Genomic DNA, 20,589 nt, shown 5'->3' with positions numbered 1-20,589 from the left:
TAAAAAAATGGATTGTCGAATTATTAAATCACCCGGTGAAAATACGATGGCTATTTTAAACAGAAGAAAAAGTTCGAAAGAAAAATTAGATAAACCAGATGCGATTGGCTTAGTTCAAGGGAAATTAATAGAGATGATTTGTGCCACAGATGTTGCAGAAAAAGCTGTTGGTGTGACAATCGAAGACATTCGAGGGAGTTGTCCACAAAATATGATTTTACTAGCAATTTTTGGGGATACAGCCTCTGTTGTTGCAGCGATTGAAGAAATCAAACGAAGAGAGAAGAATAACGAATGGTAACTGCGACGTTAATAGATAATATTTGGGCAACACGAAAATCTGATAAATTGAATGGGTTGAAGTTAATGCTTGCCAAAATTAATGGTGGTACAAAAGATGGTGAGATTATGGTTGTCTGTGATGTGATTGGTGCAGGTATTGGTGATCGGGTCATTATTGCCACAGGTAGCGCAGCAAGACGAATGTTAGAAGATGATCTCATTCCGGTTGATGCTGCTGTAATAGGTATTATTGATGAAAGCTGTGAGTCAGTGTAAAGAGAGAGTGACAAAATGAAAAAATTAATTTGTGCTAGTGATGTGGAATCACTCCATGAAGAGAATAAACGAGTCATTTCTATCACAGAAAACACAATTATAACCCCTTCAGCAAAAGATTTAGCTGAAGAATATGATATGACGTTTAAAGTTGAAAGACCTAGGTTTGATGTGTCAGAAATGATGACACAGGATTGGAGTAAAGAGTCTTTAGTGTCGTTACTAAGAAGTTTAATAACAGATGATGCGTTATCACCTTTTATTCTTGAAAGAGATTCGAGTGGCGTGGAAATAATAAAACATCACACGATAAAGTTAAAAGATTTTCCAGAAAAAGAACACGGTGTTTTTGTTCAAGAATTAATGCATTCATCTGGTGGAGAATGTTGTTTAGAGTGTTTATCGATCAATCCAATGCATTTTATTGAACAGCAAGTCGATGATTCTTTCTTTTATATCATTGAGGGAGAATTAAAAGCAACATTAAAAGATAGTACAACCTATTTAGAAGATGGGGATATCATTCATGTTCCTCAAAATGAAGTCATTGATTGGGATGTAACCAAGCAAACAACAGTACTTAAAATCAAAATGAAAGGTGTGTTAGTTGATGAATGAATCTTTAGGAATGATTGAAACAAAAGGACTCCTTGCAACAATTGTTGCTTCAGATACTATGTTAAAGTCAGCTGACGTACACTTACTTGGCGTTACTAAAATTGGTGGTGGCTTAACATCTATTTTAATTACAGGAGATGTTTCGGCAGTAACCACAGCTGTGAGTGCTGCTGAATCAAATCTTTCATATTTATCACTTGATTCATTGGTTTCATCCCATGTGATAGCAAGACCAGAAGTTGACTCCAGTCTTTTTATAGACAAAACAGATTCTACGGAAAAGAGTAGCGACGTAATAGAAAATGTTGAGATTGAAGAAACAGTTGTTTTAGAAGAAGAGTTGATGATGCCCATAGTGGTCGAAGATGCAATAAAAATATTAGATTTACAAATGTTAGAACGAGAAAGTTTAACCTATCATGATAAAGAAGAATTGATGCAACACTTGACTCAAATGAAAGTAGTGGATTTGAGAAAAATAGCCAAACATCAAACAGGTTTTAGTATTGCTAGAAAAGACATTTATAAAACAAGTAAAGAAAAATTAGTAGAAATGTTAAGTGAGTTTTTAATAAACAATGAATAGAGGAGTTTGAATGGAAATATTTGATAAAGATTTAAAATCCATACAAGAGGCAAGAGACTTAGCTCGTAAAGGAAAAATAGCGGCTAATGAGATAGCGACTTTTTCAGAGGAGCAAATAGATCAAATCTTGAAAAAAATGGTACAAGTGATCAGTCAACAATCATCTAACTTGGCACAAAGAGCTGTTGAAGAAACAGGATTTGGAAAAGTAATGGATAAAATGTATAAGAACCATGCTGCATCAACTCTTTTATACGATGAAATAAAGAATGAAAAAACAATAGGCATTGTCTCAGAAGATGAATTAAAAGGAACATTTGATGTGGCAGAACCAGTGGGATTAGTACTAGGGATTATTCCATCAACTAACCCAACTTCTACTGTGATTTTTAAAGCAATGATTGCTATTAAATCAAGAAATGCTATTGTCTTTTCACCACATCCATCAGCTCTAGATTGTACGAAAAAAACAGCGGAAATGTTAAATCGTGCAGCCGTATCAGCAGGAGCACCTGAGGGCATTATCAGTTGTTCAACTATCCCAACTATGGCAGGAACAAACGAATTATTACATGCACCTGAAGTGAGTTTAATTATTGCAACAGGTGGACCTGGAATGGTAAAAGCAGCATATAGTTCTGGAAAACCAGCATTAGGTGTTGGGGCTGGAAATTCACCAGCTTATATTGAAAAAACAGCTGATGTTAAAACAGCAGTGGAAAAAATTATTGCGTCTAAAACATTTGATAATGGAACTATTTGTGCTTCTGAGCAATCAATTATTTGTGAAAAAGGTAATGAAGCAGAGGTTGTTCGTGAATTTAAAGCGCAAGGTGGTTATTTCATGACACCAGATGAAACGGAAAAAGTGTGTGCTTTATTATTTAAAAATGGTTATGTCATGAATGCAGGGTTTGTTGGACGAGAAGCAACAGTGATTGCGGAAGCGGCCGGAATCACGGTGCCAAGTGATACGAAAGTATTGATTGGTCGACAAGAAGGTGTTGGAAAAGGCTACCCATTATCATTTGAGAAATTAACCACTGTATTAGGTTTTTATGTGGTAAATGATTGGGAAGAGGCATGTCATTTAAGTATTGAGTTATTACAAAATGGAATTGGTCATACTATGAGCATCCATACTAATGACAAAGACATGGTAATGAAGTTTGCGGCTAAACCAGCTTCAAGAATTTTAGTTAATACTGGAGGAAGCCAAGGTGGAACAGGTATCTCAACAGGGTTACCAATTTCATTTACATTAGGCTGTGGAACATTTGGTGGAAGTTCAGTTTCTGAAAATGTTGGACCAAAACATTTATTAAACATTAAAAAAGTAGCGTATGGATTGAAAGATGTTCGAACACTGGTAAAAGATGATAAAACATTCCATCCAGATGGTGAGACTTTCTGTATTGAAGAAGAAAGAGTTTGCCAATCGAGTGAGGTATCTAAAAACGTAACGGATGTATCAGAAAATGACTTAGAGACACTAACGAAAGTTGTTCGTCAGATATTATCTACGATGAATTAATCAAGAGATGAGTTGATAGAATGGAAAATTATGAAGACCTTTTAATAGAGATATTAAAAAAAATCGCGCAAGAGTCCAAACAAACAGATCTGAGTATTCCGGTGGGGATATCAAATCGACACATTCATTTATCCAGAGAAGACGTAGACTGTTTATTTGGTAAAAATTATGAGTTAACTAAATTAAAAGATTTATCTCAACCAGGTCAATATGCTTGTAAAGAAACAGTCATGGTTTGTGGGCCTAAAGGGATGATAGAAAATGTTCGAATTTTAGGTCCTGAAAGAAATCAAACACAAGTAGAAGTATTAAAAAGTGATTGTTTTAAATTAGGTATTAAAGCACCATTACGGTTATCTGGAGAATTACAAGATTCAGGATCTGTGACACTGATTGGGCCAAAAAGCTCTAAAATGATAGCTAGCGGAGTGATTGTTGCTAAACGACATATTCATATGCCGTCAAAAGATGCGACAACATTTGATGTGATAGATGGTGAGAATGTCTCAATTGCTTTTGGTGGAGACAGAGGTGGCATACTAAATGAAGTCATCGTTCGGGTGGACGATCATGCAGGTTTAGAGTGTCATATTGACGTGGAAGAAGCCAATGCACTAGGAGTAAGTTCTAATACAAATATTGTGATTCAAAAAAATTAATATAAAGAAAATCTAGGAGGAAATTATAATGAAATCTGATGCTTTAGGAATGATCGAAACAAAAGGACTAATTGGTTCAATAGAGGCAGCTGATGCAATGGTTAAAGCGGCTAATGTATCTTTAGTAGGAAAAGAATTGGTTGGTGGCGGTATTGTCACTGTCATGGTACGTGGTGATGTTGGAGCCGTTAAGGCAGCGACAGATGCTGGAGCAGCAGCAGCTCAACGTGTGGGAGAATTATTGTCTGTTCATGTTATTCCAAGACCACACTCAGAAGTAGAAAATATTTTACCAACAGAAATCTAATCAATTAATGATGAAATAACCTATAAAGCGGTGCAAATTGTCCTTTTAAAGAGATGAGATGTTCCGCTTTTTATATTAAAGGAGAAAGCGATGAAAAAAACAGTCATTATAGGCTCTAATCATGCAGGAATAGCTGCTGCTAATGTTCTATTAAATCATTATCATCATCATGAGGTGGTGATTATAGAAAAGAATGCAGAGTTTAGTTATTTAGGTTGCGGAACAGCACTTTGGGTTGGACAACAAATTGATTCATATGAAGGATTATTTTATTTAAATGAGTCGGATTTCAAGAAGAATGGTGCTAAAATTTATACAAGCACAGAAGTTACACATGTTGATTTTCGTAAAAAAATCGTTACTTGTACGAATTTAAATCATGAAACATTTACTGAAGAATATGATGACTTAATATTAGCGACAGGTTCTAAACCTATTTTATTAAATGTTCCTGGCAAAGAATTGGATCATATTTTTTGTTTAAAAACATTTAATGACGGAAAAAAGGTCAATGAATTTACTGAAAAGGAAACCATTCAACGAGTGGCGGTAATTGGAGCAGGTTATATTGGAGTTGAAATAGCTGAAGCGTTAAAAAGAAGAGGGAAAAAAGTATTGCTTTTTGATGGAGAAAATCGTTCGCTATCGGGTTATTATGACCAGGAATTTTCAAGTAAAATGGATGAAACATTGTCCAATAATGGCATAGAGCTTCACTTTGGAGAAAAAGTGACGGAATATCAAGGCAAAGAATCAGTAGAGCGACTTATAACAGATAAGGGAAACTATGCAGTTGATATGATTATCAATGCTGTTGGTTTTTTACCAAACAATGATTTAGGCAAACAAGAGTTAGAATTGTTTCGTAATGGTGCCTATGTTGTGGATGAACACCAACAAACAAGTAACCCTTCAGTTTATGCAGTGGGAGATTGCGCGACCATATTTTCTAACGCTTTACAAAAAATGGATTACATAGCATTAGCTACAAATGCTGTTAGAAGTGGAATAGTTGCTGGTCATAGTATAGGTGGTGGAGAAGTGGCTTCTTTAGGAGTGCAAGGCTCTAATGCTATTTCAATATTTGGATTTAATATGTCATCAACTGGTTTATCTTTTGAATCAGCTACTAAAAGAGGATTAGCAGTATCTTATACGGATTATGAAGATTTACAAAAACCAGCATTTATGGCTGATAATTATAACGTTAAACTTCGTATTGTGTATGAAACTAAATCAAGACGAATTGTAGGGGCACAAATATGTTCTGAAAAAGATGTATCCATGCTGACTCACCTATTTTCTCTTGCGATTCATAAAAAATTGACAATAGATGAATTACAATTATTGGATTTATTCTTTTTACCACATTTTAATCAGCCGTATAATTATATTACAATGGCAGCTTTAAATGCCAAATAAATAAAAACCAATGCGATTTTCTATTTCAGAAAAGGCATTGGTTTTTTTATGTTTACTATTTATTCATGATTGCTTGACCAGCAGTAATGATTGATAATTTGTAAACATCTTCTTCATTACATCCACGAGACAAGTCAGAGATTGGTTTGTTTAAACCTTGTAAGATAGGTCCAATCGCTTGGAATCCACCTAAACGTTGAGCAATTTTGTAGCCAATGTTTCCAGATTGAATTTCTGGGAAGATAAACACATTCGCCTGACCAGCTACATCTGAATCTGGTGCTTTTTGTTTCGCAACAGAAGGAACGTAAGAAGCGTCAAACTGTAATTCACCATCAATAGCCATTTCAGGAGCTAATTCTTTAGCGATACGAGTTGCTTCAGCGACTTTTGTTACTTCTTCAGATTTTGCAGATCCTTTTGTTGAGAAGCTTAATAAAGCAACTTTAGGATCAATATCAAATAATTCAGCTGTTTTAGCACTTTCAACAGCGATTTCTGCTAATGCTTGAGCATCAGGATTGATGTTAATAGCGCAATCAGAGAAAATATATTTTTCTGAGTCACGGTTACCTAACATTAAGAACGCACCACTTGTACGGCTAACACCTGGTTTAGTTTTAACGATTTGTAAAGCAGGGCGAATTGTGTCACCAGTAGAGTGAACAGCACCACTTACTAAACCGTCAGCTAAGTCCATATAAACTAACATTGTTCCAAAGTAGTTTTCATCTTTTAAAATAGTACGAGCTTGCTCTTCTGTTGCTTTACCTTTACGGCGTTCAATGAAAGCAGCAACCATTTCGTCAAATTTTTCATAAGTGTCAGGATTGATAATTTCTAAGCTATCAACGCTTAAACCACGTGAAGTAGCTAAGTCCTTAATATCTTCAGGATTACCAATTAAGACAGGCTCAATTAAGTTGTCTGATTTTAAACGAACAGCCGCACCTAAAACGCGTTCATCTGTTGGCTCAGGAAAAACCATGCGTATATTTTTGTTAACAATTTTATGTTTAAGTTGGTCAAATAATTCCACGAAAACATCCTCCAATTTTCTTATACTTTTTTCACATGTCTATCATATCATGTTTATGAACAAAAAGAACAGTATTTTGTTCTGTTTTTTCGAAAAAACTTAGGTAAAACATAATACTTATAAATATTGTTTGATAAAAATAAAACAGATTTTTTATTTTATTAGTACAGACTAAGATAACAGCCAATTTATCTGTTGTTGATTTGTTTCTTTTAAGCTGTTATTTATTTTAGAAAAAGGTTTTGAGCCAAAGAATCCTCTATATGCCGATAGTGGACTAGGGTGTGGCGCTTCGATAATGATGTGTTTTGTTTGATCAATTAATTGTTTTTTTTGTTGAGCAGGCTTGCCCCAGAGAACAAAAATGATAGGGTTTTCTTTTTTGTTCAACGATTTTATTATACAGTTTGTGAAGTTTTCCCATCCCTTGTTTTTATGTGAATGAGCTTTTCCTTTTTCTACAGTTAAGACTGTATTAAGTAATAAAACACCTTGTTTTGCCCAAGGAACTAAATAACCACTACTGGGAATATCGAGTTTACAATCATCAGCTAATTCTTTAAAAATATTAATCAAAGAAGGTGGTATCTTGGTTCCTGGTAGTACAGAAAAACTAAGTCCGTGAGCTTGATTATCTCCGTGATAGGGATCTTGTCCTAAAATAACGACTTTTGTTTCACTAAATGGAGTGTAATTTAAAGCACTAAAAATATTTTTTTTATCAGGAAAAATGGTTTTTGATTGGTATTCTTTTTCTAAAAAAAGTTCTAAATTTTTCACATAGTCGGTTTGTAACTCATCATGCAATATGTCTTGCCAGTCTGTTTGAATTAAGTCATTTAACATTTTTTCACCTCTATTGTTTAGTTTATCATAATTTTTTTATTATAAATGTATCTTTCAAAAAAAAATGGTACACTAATAGTAATAAAAGAACTAGGAGGAACGTTATGATTAAATTGATCGCATCTGATATGGATGGCACGCTTTTATCATCCCATCTAGATATTTCAGAATTAAATAAACAAGCTATTAAAACAGCTGCAGAAAATGGTGTTGAGTTTATGGTAGCAACAGGCAGAGGGTACTCTGAAGCTCGACCTGTTTTGAATGAAGCGGGCATTCACTGTGCCATGATTACTGGTAATGGCGCGCAAATCTTTGATGAATTTGATAATGTCTTACATACTGTGAGTTTAGAAAAAGCGACAGTTAAAGAAGCTATGAGAATTTTAGAAGAAGAAGACCTATATTATGAGTTAATGACAACAGAAGGTGTGTATTCAAATAATGAAGCACAACGAATTGAAAAATTTGCGATTCTTTTATCTGAAAACATTCCTCATTTGACGTTTAAAATGGCGATTGCCATGGCTTCAACACAATTAAAAATGTTACCTGTTAAATATACCGAGCATTATGATATTTTAGTTGATGATCCTGAAGTCGAGATTTTAAAAGTGATTGCGTTTAATGAAGAAGGTGCTAAACGATTTGAGCCAGCTTTAGAAAAACTCCATAAATTAATGAATGTTCATGTGACATCATCTGGTGTGAATAACTTAGAAATTAATCACGTGGATGCAACAAAAGGAAATGCTGTAAAATATATCGCTGAAAAACGTGGCATTTCTATGGATGAAGTCTTTACAATTGGTGATAATTTTAACGATTTACCTATGTTGGAAGTTGCTGGTGTGAGCTTTGCCATGGGAAATGCTGAAGAAAAAGTCAAAGAAGTTGCTAAGTATCAAACAGATACAAATATTGAAGACGGTGTAGGTAAAGCAATACTACGAGCAATTGAAGAAAATCTTTAGAGCGACGATTTTGATTAAAGGAAGTTGATAGCAATGGAGACATACTATATTAAAGAACATGTCCTTTCAGCTAATGTTCGTACAGTCATTAAGGATACTCAGGATAAACCTGTGTATATTTTAGTTGGGCGTTGGGGTGTGAAGGGGGATGTGTTATCAGTATATAGCATGGAAGGGGATGTTTTAGCAACAGTGAAACAAACCACATATGCCTTTCCGTCTCATTTTGATTTGTATGATAAACGACAAAAAGTTGGTTCTCTAGGTCGATTATTTTCATTTAATCGTGATATGTATCTAGTAAAACAATTGAATTGGTTAGTCTTAGCGAATGTTGGAAAACAGTCATATCGAATTTATTCTTTAAAAGAACGAATGATGTTGATGAATAAGCATACATCATTTCAGGGAGATTACTACAAGCTATCAATTATCAATAAAGACGTTTCGCCAATTTGTATTTGTATAGGAGCAGTGATGGATTATTGGGCAAAGAATAATGAAAAAAATTGGCAAACAGTTAATACTTTTCTTAATCCAAAACCATCTTACCAATCAATTGAATTAATTAGAAAAGATTAAAAAGCACTTTAGGAAATGTTTCCTAAAGTGCTTTTTTGTTATAGTAAGTTTATTTTTCCACGACAGGCTTCAATCGTTTCATCATCCCATAATGATACTTGAACTTCACCAATGTGTGCTTTTTCAAGTAATAACATACATAGACGACTTTGCCCAATCCCTCCACCAATTGTTAAAGGTAATTCTTTTGCGAGAATTTGTTGATGATAAGGATATTGTAGTCGATCTGTTGCGTTAGCTTTTTCTAGCTGTTCTTTTAAAGAGGTCTCATCTACCCGAATTCCCATACTAGATATTTCCACAGCTGTTTGTAGTGGCTCATGCCAAAACAGCAAGTCCCCATTTAATTGCCAGTCATCATAGTCAGGTGATCTGCCATCATGAGGTTTACCACTCAATAGTTTATCTCCAATCTGCATGATAAAGGTTGTAGGATGTTCTTTAACATAAGCTTGTTCACGTTCTTTATCATTGAAGTCAGGGTATAAGTTTTCTAATTCTTGTGTTGTGATAAATGATACGTTGCTATCAAGTTCAATAGATAAAGCAGGGTATTTAGTGTGCAAACGACTAGATGTTTCAATAATGGCATTCACAATTTGTTGAACAGTTTGTTTTAAATAATCCAAATTACGTTGATCTCTAGAGATGACTCTCTCCCAATCCCATTGATCTACATAAATAGAGTGTAAATTATCTAACTCTTCATCACGTCTAATCGCATTCATGTCAGTATAGATTCCATTTCCTACATGAAAATCATACTGTTTTAACGCTGTTCGTTTCCATTTAGCTAGTGAATGAACCACTTCAGCAGGTGTCTCTAAAGCAGGAACGTCAAATTGTACCGGTCGTTCGATACCATTTAAATTATCATTTAACCCAGATGTTGCATCCACAAATAATGGTGCAGAGACTCTTTTTAATTTTAAACTTCCAGTTAACGCTTCTTCAAACCAGTGTTTTGTTAGCCCAATCGCTTTTTGTGTGTCATAAACAGACAATGAGGATTGGTAGTCTTTTGGTACAATCGTTTTTTCCTTCATATAGTTCACTTCCTAATCAATGATTTCTCACTATTTTATCATACTTGTTTAATAATTGAAAAACATAATTTAAAATTTCAGAATAATTATCAATTTCTTTAATCAATAATAGTTTTTTTAGTTAGCAGAATATAAAAACTATTAAATGAACGATATGTTCAGTAAATATTTAACCTTGGAATCAAAAGAGGACTTCATTAAATTATTGATAAAAAATCTAATGAATATAATAAGAAATTATTTACCATTCAGTTAGGTAATCAGATAGATTGTAATGTTTTAGAAATAAGGATGTCAGATGATTTAAAATTTAATGAAGAACTATTAATGAAGGAAGTTGGGTCAGAAGAGGTTGATTTTAATGAAATAGATATTAGAGATAATTTAATATTTTTTGTAATATGAAGGTATATCTTTCTAACAAGTATAGAAGACTATAATTATTGTTTATTTTTTTACAAAAAATTCATAAAAAATATATGTTATCCGGTTGACATGAAAGCGGATTTAAATTATACTCTAAAATATAGAAAGCGCTTTTTAAAAAATGTTAACCGATTGCTATAATCGGAAGAATATAAAATCATCGGGGGAAACTGATATGTCAAAATTTAAAGACTCATTTAAAAATCCATCTTATCTACAAAGTTCATTAACCTTACTACTATTCTTTGCTTCATGGGGAGTATGGTGGTCATTCTTCCAATTATGGTTGACTTCTGAGTCTAATGGTTTGGGACTAAGTGGTAGCGCTGTCGGGACAATTTTTTCAGCCAATTCATTAGTAACGTTAATTTTTATGTTTATCTACGGTACGCTGCAAGATAAATTGTACATCAAACGAACACTATTAATATTTTCAGCATGTATAGCAACGCTTGTAGGACCATTTTTCATATGGGTTTATGGACCATTATTAAAGAGTAATTTTAATTTAGGAATACTTGTTGGAGCAGTTGTTTTATCTGCTGGTTTTCTATCATCAGTTGGGATTTTTGAAGCAGTGACTGAAAGATTTAGTCGTTTATTTGATTTTGAGTATGGTCAAGCTAGAGCATGGGGATCATTTGGATATGCTGTTGTAGCATTATTAGCAGGATTTCTTTTTGTGAAAAATCCTAGTTTAAATTTCTGGGCAGGCTCATTTTTTGGTTTATTATTATTACTTAATTTACTATTGTGGAAACCCAAAGCTGAAAAAATAGCCAGTAAAGAATTTGAAGACAAACAAGCAGAATCTAGTAGTGTTCCGTCTTTGAAAGAGATGTTTGGATTACTTAAATTACCACAACTATGGGCAATTATTATTTTCATTGTGTTTACATGGACCTTTTATAATGTATTTGATCAACAAATGTTTCCAGGTTTTTACACTAGTTTGTTTTCGACATCAGCAGCAGGAGAAAAAATGTATGGAACATTGAATGCGATTCAGGTTTTTTGTGAAGCGATTATGTTAGGTGTTGTTCCGATTATCATGAAAAAAATTGGAGTACGTAATACCTTGTTATGTGGTGTTACTATCATGTGTGTACGAATAGGATTGTGTGGATTTGCTTCATCTCCAATAGTAGTATCTTGTATCAAAATGTTGCATGCTTTAGAAGTGCCAATGTTTATTCTACCAATGTTTCGTTATTTTACTTTGCATTTTGATACTAAATTATCAGCCACTCTTTATATGATTGGGTTCCAAATTGCAGCACAAGTAGGTCAAGTTATTTTATCTACGCCATTAGGGATATTAAGAGATAAAGTTGGTTACCAGTCAACATTTAGAATTATTTCAATGATTGTTTTAGTGGCAGGGGTTTATGCCTTCTTTATTCTTAAAAAAGATGACCAAGATGTGCAAGGAGACCCATTTATTAGAGGTTAATAAATCATTAATGACTATAAATAAAAACGAGAAAGTAGGAGATTTATTATGACAAAAAAAGAAACGATTGAATTAACTAACACACGCTACCGATTAGGCTATCATGTATCTGCACCATCAGGATGGATTAATGATCCAAATGGTTTTTGTTATTTTGATGGTTATTATCATGTGTTTTTCCAACACCATCCACATAGTGCTGAATGGGGACCAATGCATTGGGGACATGCTCGAAGTAAAGATTTAGTTCATTGGGAATCATTGCCAATTGCGTTAACTCCTGGAGATAAAGAAGATGAAGATGGCTGTTTCTCTGGTAGTGCAATTGAAAAGGATGGGGTACTCTATCTATTCTATACTGGACATCATTATTATGGAGATGGTGATAAAGAACATTTTTGGCAAAATCAAAATATGGCTTACAGTACAGATGGCATTCATTTTACAAAATATGAAAACAATCCTGTTATTGCTAAAGAGCCTGGAGATAATACGCATCACTTTAGAGATCCAAAAGTTTGGGAAAAAGATGGTGTTTACTATATGATTTTAGGTAGTCAAGGTGAAGACGGGTTAGGTCGAGCGATTGTTTATTCTTCTGAAGACTTACTTGAGTGGGACTATGTTGGCCCAATTTCAAAAGCAACTGGATTAAAAACAGAAGGATTTATGTGGGAATGTCCTGACTTTTTCAACTTAGATGGAAAAGATATCTTATTATTATCACCACAGGGAATGCATGCTCAAGGTAAAGATTATTTAAACCTATTTCAAACAGGATATTTTATTGGAAATCATGATTATACAACTGCAGAATTCACTCGTGGAGAATTCCATGAATTGGATAAAGGACATGATTTTTATGCGACACAAACAACATTAGCACCAGATGGTAGAAGAATTGTGATTGCTTGGATGGATATGTGGGAAAGCCCAATGCCTGAGCAAGAAGATGGCTGGGCAGGAGCTTTAACTATTCCACGTGAATTACGTTTAAAAAATAATCATTTATATATGACACCCGTTAAAGAATTAGAAACTTTACGCGTAGAAGAATTAAATCATGATACAACAACTGTAACTAAAGAATTATGTTTAGTCAAAGAAGCATTATCTAATGAATTATTAATAGATGTTCCTCTAAAACATTCAGAAGAACAAGAACTTATTATTTCATTAAAAACATCTGAAAATGATTTGGTTTTATTAACATATTCTAATAAAACGAATGAATTTATTTTAAAACGTAATGACAAAGATGACTTAAGATATGGTACAATTCAATCATGTGATGAACTGTCATTACGAGTGTTTATTGATACAAGTTCAATTGAAATTTTTATTAATGACGGAGAGCTTGTGTTCACTGAGCGTTTTTATACTGAAGAAAAACCTGAAGTATGTCTATCAGTAAGTGAAGAACAAACAATCTCTTATACAGTTTATCGTCTTGAAAACGATGCAGTTTCTTATAACTAAGGAGGTTTTATTGTGTTAATTGGTAGTATTGAAGCAGGTGGAACAAAATTTGTTTGTGCTGTAGGAGATGAGGATTACCGCATAAAAGATCAAATCACTTTTCCAACCACTACACCAGAAGAGACATTAAAAAAAGCAGTGGATTATTTTAAACAATTTGAGATTGATGCATTAGGTGTGGCATCTTTTGGACCAATTGAAATTAGAAAACATTCGCCAAAATCTGGTTATATTACAACCACACCAAAGCCAGGATGGAAAAATGTCAATGTCTTAGGGTATCTACAAGAAGAGTTAAATGTCCCAATGTCTTGGACAACGGACGTTAATGGTTCTGCTTACGGTGAATACATTATGTCTACTTTATCAAATGAAAAAATAGATTCATTGGTTTATTATACTGTTGGAACAGGTGTTGGTGGTGGAGCTGTTATTAAGGGTGAATTACTAGGCGAAGCAGGACATCCTGAAATGGGCCATACTTATGTTAAACGTCACCCAGATGATTTAGAATTTGAAGGGATTTGCCCATACCATGGTGATTGCTTGGAAGGATTAGTTGCTGGTCCAACTTTTGAAGCTCGTTTAGGCAAAAAAGGTGAAACAGTTCCTTTAACTGATCCGGTTTGGGATATTATGGCTTATTATTTAGCACAAGCCGTTATCCAAACAACTCTTATTATTCGTCCAGACAAAATTGTTTTTGGTGGAAGTGTGGCAAACGAAACATTACTTGAAAAAGTCCGTCAAAATGTTGAAGAATTATTAGATGACTATGTAGAATTACCACCTCTAGATAAATATATTACGCGTCCATTAATTAAAAATAATGGTTCAGCCACTCTAGGGAACTTTGCTTTAGGATTAAACCAATTACAAGAATAACAGTGCAAGGCTTTTATAATGAATTGTTATAAAAGCCTTTTTTATGCTATTCTATACGTATAAAAAATAAGAGGGGAAGGCATATGAGACCAAAGTTAGAAGATGTTGCCAAACATGCCAATGTATCAAAAACAACCGTGTCGCGGGTATTAAATAATCGAGGATACTTAAGCCAAAAAACGATTGATAAGGTTAACCAGGCGATTGAGGAGCTCAACTACCAACCAAACGTGGTGGCGAGGCAACTTTACAATAAAAAAACTAATATTATTGGCTTGCTATTTCCGACTGTAGCAAACCCTTTTTTTGGTGAGTTGGCTGAAGCACTAGAAAAAAAATTATATGAAAAAGGTTATAAAGTATTAATTGGTAATTCCATGAATGATTCAAAAAAAGAATCAGATTATTTAAATCAATTATTATCGGAACAGGTAGATGGTTTGATTGTTGGAACACATAATCAAGGGATACAAGAGTATAAGTATGAAAATCTGCCAATTGTGGCGATTGATCGTGTGATGAATGAAGATATTCCAGTTATTGAGTCAGATAATTATCAAGGTGGTAAATTGGCTACTAAAGTATTGATTGACCACGGAGCAAAAAATATCATTCATACGAATGGACCAATTGAACTAGAAACACCTGCAAAACGTCGTCGGTTAGCTTATGAAGAAACAATGAAAGCACATGATTTGATACCTAATACGGTAACATTAGATTTTAATATTTCTTATCAAGAAAAGAAAAAGATATTTTATGATTTATTTGAATCATATCCTGGGATAGATGGGATATTTGCATCAAATGATATGGATGCAGCCTTAATTTTACAAGTTGCAAAAGAAAAAAATATACGCGTTCCAGAAGATTTATTACTCGTAGGATACGATGGGACGCTCATGACACGGAGTATTTTGCCAGATTTGACTACTATTATTCAACCGATAGACGAGATGGCAGAGATGGCCATTACTATTTTGATGAAACGAATGGACAAAAAAGAAACTGAAAAAGAATACATTTTACCAGTAACGCTCTGGCAAGGAAATACGTCAAAAAAGACACCCGCGAATTAATTCCGGCTGTCTTTTATTTTTCATTTAAAAATCTTAGAGCTGCGTAAAGGGCAGTTGAAATAATGAAAATAGGAAGTATAAACACAACGATGAGCGGAGGATGTATTAAAGACGACGCAATATCAATTGTGGTGGAGATAAGATAAAACATAGAACCAAGCACAATAAATAGCCATGCTTCTGAGCGCAATAAAAAATTTTTTGAACGTTCGATTTTTTTAATGTCTTTAGAAGATTGACTAGTTTGTAATACTTTTTTTAATTCTTTTTTCTCTAAATAAAGTTTATAAGGAAATAACAACCACCAATGACCATCAATCATAAGACGCTTATCATGTAGATTTTCAACGTCATTTAATTCTTTTTTATAAGAACGTAATTCCATAATCGCTTGCACAGTGGTGAAAGTTAATAGCAACCAATCTGCCCCAATTGTTTAAAAAAGATATCTCAAAAGATTTTTTAGGTGAAGTTCAACGGGAGGATTCTTCACGAGTTTCTAGGATGGATTTAGTGTTAGACTATATTGAGAAACATCGTTATCAAGAAGCATTTTTTCTGATTAACGAGTTGAAATTTAAAATGAGTTATTATGATTTTCAACAAGTAACAGACTGGTTTGTTAAGCTATTAAGAACACAGGAAAAGAAGTATCCAAATAAATTAACAAGTGACATGATAGAAAACTATAAAACAAGATTGAATGCTCTTTTATAATCTAATAAATTATGTCATGATAGACAAAGTGACAGTTAGACCATAAAGGAGATTGACGATAATATGAGAAACATAAAAATGACGATTGAATATGATGGGAAAAGATATCAAGGATGGCAACGGTTAGGAGATTCTGATAAAACCATTCAAGGCAAGATAGAAAATATTATTCATCAAATGACTGGTGAAAAAATAGAAATTATAGGTTCAGGCAGAACAGATGCAGGAACTCATGCAAAAGGACAAGTAGCTAATTTTAAAACAGAATCAACTATGTCTTTAGATGAGATGTTAGACTTTTTTCATCAATACTTACCACAAGATATTGTAGTGAAACAACTTGATGATATGCCAGAACGATTTCATGCTAGATATAATGCAAAGGGAAAACAATATAGCTATAATGTCTGGAATCATCGTATTCCATCAGCTTTTTATAAAAATTATAGCATGTATGTCCCAGAGTACTTAAATATAGAAAAAATGGAAGAGGCGTGTGAAAAATTAAAAGGAACGCATGATTTTCGAGGCTTTTCTGCATTGAAAAAAACGAAAAAATCAACTACTCGAACTATATCAGATATAGCCATTCAACGTCATGGTGACATTTTGCAATTTACCTTTGTAGGAGATGGTTTTTTACATAAAATGGTTCGCATTATGATGGGAACATTACTTGATATTGGTGTAGGACGTTTATCTGTAGAAGACATCGATGGTATTTTTGAGACTGGTATTAGAAGTCAAGCAGGTGATACAGTACCATCACAAGGATTATTTTTAGATGAGGTGTTTTATAAGTAACGAAAAAGGAAGAAACGTGTTGCGACACATTTCTTCCTTTTTTTAATCTTTTTTGAAGAATCTGATACCTGTTAAAATTGTGGCAATTAAGCAAATAACAAATGAAGTGATATAAACAGCATGCATCCCATAAATGAAAACATCTGGACGTCCTGTTATGTAAGTTGTAACCTTTTGTCCATAATGATGACTCATTGCTGCATACAAGACCGTTGTTGATAGAGAAATTCCTACCACCATTCCTAAATTTCGTGCAAGAGAATTTAAACTACCTGCTACACCTAAATCCTTTTTCTCAACATTGCTCATAACTAGAGTGTTATTTGGTGCTTGAAATAAGGCATTTCCAAGGCCGACAAAAATAGAAGCAAATACAAAAAAGATAAGAGATGTTTGTTCACCTAAAGTTAAGTAGAGTAATTGAGAAATAGTGATTAAAATCAATCCTACAAAAGTTAATAATTTTGCACCAACTTTATCCGTGATATACCCACTAACAGGAGAGCCGATTATCATAGTAAAAGGAACAACCATCATTAAGATACCTGCAAAACTAGCAGAATACCCTCTTGTATTTTGTAAATAAAAAGGAATCACAACATTTGTGAAAAAATTTGTGACAAAAATCATAGAAGCTGTTAACAAACTTAACGTAAATACTTTATTTTTAAATAAAGAAAATTGAATGAGTGGATTGTTCTTTTTTGTCTCAATTCGGTAAAAAATCACCATTGTTATCAATGCAATAATAATTAATAAAACAGGCGATGTGTGTGTATAACCTAATTCTTGACCGATAAAGATGCCACCAAATAAAGTTAAAATAATTGTGGCAAATAACATAAATCCGATAAAATCAATCTTAGCACCAGATTTTGTTGAATCTTTTGGTAAAACTTTTTGTCCAAGTAAGATAGTTAATATGCCAATAGGTACATTGATTAAAAAAATATATTCCCAAGAAAATTGGGCAAGAATGACACCGCCAAGTCCAGGACCCATAATTGATCCCAGTGACACGAAAGCGCCAATCATCCCTAATGCTCGGCCACGTTCACTTAACGGAAAAACTTCTGTGATAATTCCTGTGTTTGTTGACATAGTCATACTAGCACCAATCGCCTGGATGACACGAGAAAGTAGGATGAGTTCAAATGTATGAAAGACACCACATAATAACGAACCTAAGACAAATGTTATTGTTCCGATGCGAAAAATTTTAATCTTTCCAATGCTATCACCAATTTTACCGAAAAGTGGTAAACAAGCACAAACGGTCATTAAATAAATTGATACGATCCATTCTGTTTGATTCATTGGAATATGCATGTCTTTTGACATTACTGGTAAGGCGATATTAACAATACTTCCATCTAGTGTAGACATGAAAGTAAATAATCCAATCGCAACTAAGACAAGCCATCTATTTTTGCTAGGTGATTGATTTGTTGTTTCCATTAATTTTTCCTCCATTAATCTATTGATATAGCGTTTGACATTATTCATTGGAACAAATAAGTGAAATGAATAACCAATAATAAATAAACTACTTTATCATCTTACTACAAAGTTTCATTTTTAGGGGAAATTTTTTACAGGAAACAGATGGATACAATTTGTGATAAACTAGTTTGAAAGAACAAATTAGGAGGACAAGTTGTTTATGATAGAAAACAATGAAAAAGACGTTGTTCATCAGTTAGGTGGCTATATTAGAAAAATAAGAAAAGAATCCGGATTAACAATGGAGCAATTGTCAAAAAAATCAGGTGTTAGTGTTTTATCAATTGGTAATATTGAAAATGGTCGAACCAATCCAACGATTAATATTTTATGGAAGTTATCTCAAGCATTAAATATGACACTATCTCAATTAATTGGTTATTCTAATTCATCGAATACTGTATCAAAAGTTACCACTACCTATTTTATGAGTGATTTAACAAAAGGTTGGTTAGTTCAACCAGTTTTTCAAGAAGACAATATTGAGGTGTTTCGAGTGTGTTTAAAAGCTCACTCAGTCAATACAGCAGAACATCAGCCGAAAGATTCTGTCGAAGTGTTAACAGTCATGAAAGGGAAAGTAGATATAAAAGTTGAAGGAAAAACTTATCATTTAGAGGCGTATGATACGATAAATTTTCGTTCTGGTACCATTCATGAATACATAAATGAAACAGATGATGATGCGTTATTAAGTGTTGTTGTTAAATACTGAAAAGTATATTATAATATATTTTTATATATTATAATATACTTTTTAAATTTAAGGAGATTAATATGGAAAAGAAAATAAATAGTGTGTTGTTATTAGGTATTATTTTTGTGGCGATGAATTTACGATCGCCCATTACAGCTGTGGGGCCATTAATTGGGATTATTTCAGATGATTTAATGCTTTCAGGAGGACAAGCCGGATTGATTACTACCATTCCGTTGATGTCATTTGCTATTATTTCTCCGATTGCACCGAAATTAGCCAATAAATGGACAATTGAGAAAACAATTTTTGGTGCTCTAATTGTCTTAATACTAGGCATGTTTTTACGAGCTATCCCACAACTAACTTTTTTGTTTTTAGGAACAACGTTGTTAGGTGCAGCTATTGCGATTTGTAATGTTCTTATCCCAGGACTTGTAAAAAAAGAATTTCCTTACAAAAGTGGATTGGTAACGGGTATTTATTCTGTTAGCATGAACTTAACAGGCGCTATTGCATCTGGAATTAGTATTCCTTTAGTACGAAAAATTGGATTAGATTGGAATGTTGCTTTAGGACTATGGTCTATTTTAGCACTAACAGCATTTGTTTGTTGGTTACCTCAGTTGAAACGTCAAGATAAAGAGGTTCAAGAGATGACGCCACAAGAAAATTCATCTATTTGGACGTCAACACTTGCTTGGTCAGTCACTTTATTTATGGGGATTCAGTCCTTTATTTTTTATGTATTAGTTGCGTGGTTACCAGAAATGTTGGTGGACAAAGGGCTATCGACAACACAAGCAGGCGGTATGTTGTCATTACTGCAAATGACGTTGTTGCCTATCACATTTATTGTGCCAATTATTGCTGAAAAACGACCAAATCAAAAAAGTTTTGTTTGGGTTTCTTTTTTATTATTTGCTTTTGGTATCTTAGGATTGATGGGAAATAATATGAAAATCGTGACTTTGTCGATTATGGGGATAGGTGTCGCTGGTGGGATTGCTTTTAGTTTATCGATGATGTTCTTTAATTTACGAACAACGAGTGCCAAACAAGCCGCTGAATTATCGGGAATGGCTCAATCTGTTGGGTATTTACTTGCAGCAACAGGTCCTTTTTTATTTGGTTTTTTACATGATATAACAAAAAATTGGCAGTCATCTTTGATTATTTTATTAGTGATGACAAGTATTTTATTAATCGTTGGTCTTAACTCAGCGAAAAAACGTGTTATCTAAAATTAACAAGAGGCTGACCCAAAAGTAATTTTTTAAATAAAAATCACTCAACTAACAAAATAGAAAAACTCCCATGAAATCAACGTTCTAATTAACGGATTTCATGGGAGTTTTTCTATTTTAGGACTTTT

23 protein-coding genes are annotated in these 20,589 nt (G+C 33.5%); 18 read left to right on the top strand and 5 right to left on the bottom strand.

Annotated elements, in window-relative coordinates:
- Positions 1 to 7: 7 nt before the first annotated feature.
- From CBF36_RS02490 to nox, 8 genes are all read left to right on the top strand, one after another.
- Positions 8 to 301, top strand: coding sequence for a BMC domain-containing protein (locus tag CBF36_RS02490; protein WP_125956330.1), 294 nt, complete (start codon positions 8 to 10; stop codon positions 299 to 301).
- Entirely contained in the window at positions 295 to 558 is a 264-nt protein-coding gene (locus CBF36_RS02485; protein ID WP_125956329.1) for a EutN/CcmL family microcompartment protein, read from the top strand. Before CBF36_RS02490 ends, CBF36_RS02485 begins: the two co-directional genes overlap by 7 nt.
- A gap of 15 nt (positions 559 to 573) precedes the next feature.
- Positions 574 to 1,176, top strand: a complete 603-nt coding sequence (locus CBF36_RS02480) for a cupin domain-containing protein (RefSeq protein ID WP_125956327.1) — start codon at positions 574 to 576, stop codon at positions 1,174 to 1,176.
- Positions 1,169 to 1,762, top strand: coding sequence for a BMC domain-containing protein (locus CBF36_RS02475; protein WP_125956326.1), 594 nt, complete (start codon positions 1,169 to 1,171; stop codon positions 1,760 to 1,762). The genes CBF36_RS02480 and CBF36_RS02475 overlap by 8 nt, the downstream gene beginning before the upstream one ends.
- Before the next feature lie 10 nt (positions 1,763 to 1,772).
- Positions 1,773 to 3,296, top strand: coding sequence for an acetaldehyde dehydrogenase (acetylating) (locus CBF36_RS02470; RefSeq protein ID WP_125956324.1), 1,524 nt, complete (start codon positions 1,773 to 1,775; stop codon positions 3,294 to 3,296).
- 20 nt (positions 3,297 to 3,316) lie between these two features.
- Positions 3,317 to 3,955 carry a phosphate propanoyltransferase gene (locus CBF36_RS02465; RefSeq protein WP_125956322.1) on the top strand — a complete coding sequence of 213 codons (639 nt, stop codon included), beginning with the start codon at positions 3,317 to 3,319 and terminating at the stop codon, positions 3,953 to 3,955.
- Positions 3,956 to 3,983: 28 nt separating this feature from the next.
- Positions 3,984 to 4,262 carry an ethanolamine utilization microcompartment protein EutM gene (gene eutM, locus CBF36_RS02460; protein WP_117972452.1) on the top strand — a complete coding sequence of 93 codons (279 nt, stop codon included), beginning with the start codon at positions 3,984 to 3,986 and terminating at the stop codon, positions 4,260 to 4,262.
- Between the two features lie 90 nt (positions 4,263 to 4,352).
- On the top strand, positions 4,353 to 5,684 hold the full coding sequence (gene nox, locus CBF36_RS02455; protein ID WP_125956320.1) for a H2O-forming NADH oxidase: 1,332 nt from the start codon (positions 4,353 to 4,355) through the stop codon (positions 5,682 to 5,684).
- 55 nt (positions 5,685 to 5,739) lie between these two features.
- Here the strand turns inward: nox and pta are convergent, their stop codons facing one another.
- Positions 5,740 to 6,723, bottom strand: coding sequence for a phosphate acetyltransferase (pta, locus tag CBF36_RS02450; RefSeq protein WP_125956318.1), 984 nt, complete (start codon positions 6,721 to 6,723; stop codon positions 5,740 to 5,742).
- 171 nt (positions 6,724 to 6,894) lie between these two features.
- Positions 6,895 to 7,569: a uracil-DNA glycosylase gene (locus CBF36_RS02445; protein ID WP_125956317.1), complete on the bottom strand. Its 675-nt coding sequence runs from the start codon at positions 7,567 to 7,569 to the stop codon at positions 6,895 to 6,897.
- A gap of 104 nt (positions 7,570 to 7,673) precedes the next feature.
- On the opposite strand from CBF36_RS02445, the gene CBF36_RS02440 reads away from it, so the two are divergent.
- Complete coding sequence (locus CBF36_RS02440; protein ID WP_125956315.1) at positions 7,674 to 8,543, top strand: Cof-type HAD-IIB family hydrolase; 870 nt, start codon at positions 7,674 to 7,676, stop codon at positions 8,541 to 8,543.
- 33 nt (positions 8,544 to 8,576) lie between these two features.
- A complete protein-coding gene (locus tag CBF36_RS02435; RefSeq protein WP_125956314.1) occupies positions 8,577 to 9,125 on the top strand; it encodes an LURP-one-related/scramblase family protein in 549 nt (182 codons plus the stop codon).
- 38 nt (positions 9,126 to 9,163) lie between these two features.
- Here CBF36_RS02435 and asnA read toward each other — a convergent pair whose 3' ends face one another.
- Positions 9,164 to 10,171 (bottom strand): aspartate--ammonia ligase, encoded by a 1,008-nt coding sequence (gene asnA, locus CBF36_RS02430; protein WP_125956312.1) that lies wholly within the window; start codon positions 10,169 to 10,171, stop codon positions 9,164 to 9,166.
- Positions 10,172 to 10,772: 601 nt separating this feature from the next.
- Here asnA and CBF36_RS02425 point away from each other — a divergent pair.
- From CBF36_RS02425 to CBF36_RS02410, 4 genes are all read left to right on the top strand, one after another.
- Complete coding sequence (locus CBF36_RS02425; protein ID WP_125956310.1) at positions 10,773 to 12,050, top strand: MFS transporter; 1,278 nt, start codon at positions 10,773 to 10,775, stop codon at positions 12,048 to 12,050.
- Between the two features lie 48 nt (positions 12,051 to 12,098).
- Positions 12,099 to 13,529, top strand: a complete 1,431-nt coding sequence (locus CBF36_RS02420) for a glycoside hydrolase family 32 protein (protein ID WP_125956308.1) — start codon at positions 12,099 to 12,101, stop codon at positions 13,527 to 13,529.
- 12 nt (positions 13,530 to 13,541) lie between these two features.
- Positions 13,542 to 14,414, top strand: coding sequence for a fructokinase ScrK (gene scrK / locus CBF36_RS02415; protein WP_125956306.1), 873 nt, complete (start codon positions 13,542 to 13,544; stop codon positions 14,412 to 14,414).
- A gap of 83 nt (positions 14,415 to 14,497) precedes the next feature.
- The gene (locus CBF36_RS02410; protein ID WP_125956304.1) at positions 14,498 to 15,493 is read left to right on the top strand and encodes a LacI family DNA-binding transcriptional regulator; all 996 of its coding nucleotides are present in this window, start codon (positions 14,498 to 14,500) and stop codon (positions 15,491 to 15,493) included.
- A 13-nt stretch (positions 15,494 to 15,506) separates the two neighbouring features.
- On the opposite strand, the gene CBF36_RS02405 is transcribed toward CBF36_RS02410, so the two are convergent.
- Complete coding sequence (locus tag CBF36_RS02405; RefSeq protein ID WP_125956302.1) at positions 15,507 to 15,911, bottom strand: hypothetical protein; 405 nt, start codon at positions 15,909 to 15,911, stop codon at positions 15,507 to 15,509.
- Positions 15,912 to 16,006: 95 nt separating this feature from the next.
- Between CBF36_RS02405 and CBF36_RS02400 the strand changes: the two genes are divergently transcribed.
- Together CBF36_RS02400 and truA are read left to right on the top strand one after the other, a co-directional pair.
- A complete protein-coding gene (locus tag CBF36_RS02400) occupies positions 16,007 to 16,210 on the top strand; it encodes a hypothetical protein (RefSeq protein ID WP_125956301.1) in 204 nt (67 codons plus the stop codon).
- A gap of 63 nt (positions 16,211 to 16,273) precedes the next feature.
- Positions 16,274 to 17,014, top strand: a complete 741-nt coding sequence (gene truA / locus CBF36_RS02395) for a tRNA pseudouridine(38-40) synthase TruA (protein ID WP_125956299.1) — start codon at positions 16,274 to 16,276, stop codon at positions 17,012 to 17,014.
- Between the two features lie 42 nt (positions 17,015 to 17,056).
- Here the strand turns inward: truA and CBF36_RS02390 are convergent, their stop codons facing one another.
- Complete coding sequence (locus tag CBF36_RS02390; RefSeq protein ID WP_125956297.1) at positions 17,057 to 18,472, bottom strand: MFS transporter; 1,416 nt, start codon at positions 18,470 to 18,472, stop codon at positions 17,057 to 17,059.
- Positions 18,473 to 18,677: 205 nt separating this feature from the next.
- Between CBF36_RS02390 and CBF36_RS02385 the strand changes: the two genes are divergently transcribed.
- Both CBF36_RS02385 and CBF36_RS02380 read left to right on the top strand, forming a co-directional pair.
- Entirely contained in the window at positions 18,678 to 19,232 is a 555-nt protein-coding gene (locus tag CBF36_RS02385; RefSeq protein WP_125956296.1) for a helix-turn-helix domain-containing protein, read from the top strand.
- A 62-nt stretch (positions 19,233 to 19,294) separates the two neighbouring features.
- Positions 19,295 to 20,458 carry a CynX/NimT family MFS transporter gene (locus CBF36_RS02380; protein WP_125956294.1) on the top strand — a complete coding sequence of 388 codons (1,164 nt, stop codon included), beginning with the start codon at positions 19,295 to 19,297 and terminating at the stop codon, positions 20,456 to 20,458.
- Positions 20,459 to 20,589: the final 131 nt, after the last annotated feature.

It is taken from the genome of Vagococcus bubulae (assembly GCF_003950315.1).
Lineage (GTDB): Bacteria > Bacillota > Bacilli > Lactobacillales > Vagococcaceae > Vagococcus > Vagococcus bubulae.
This window is presented reverse-complemented; position numbering and strand designations above follow the sequence as displayed.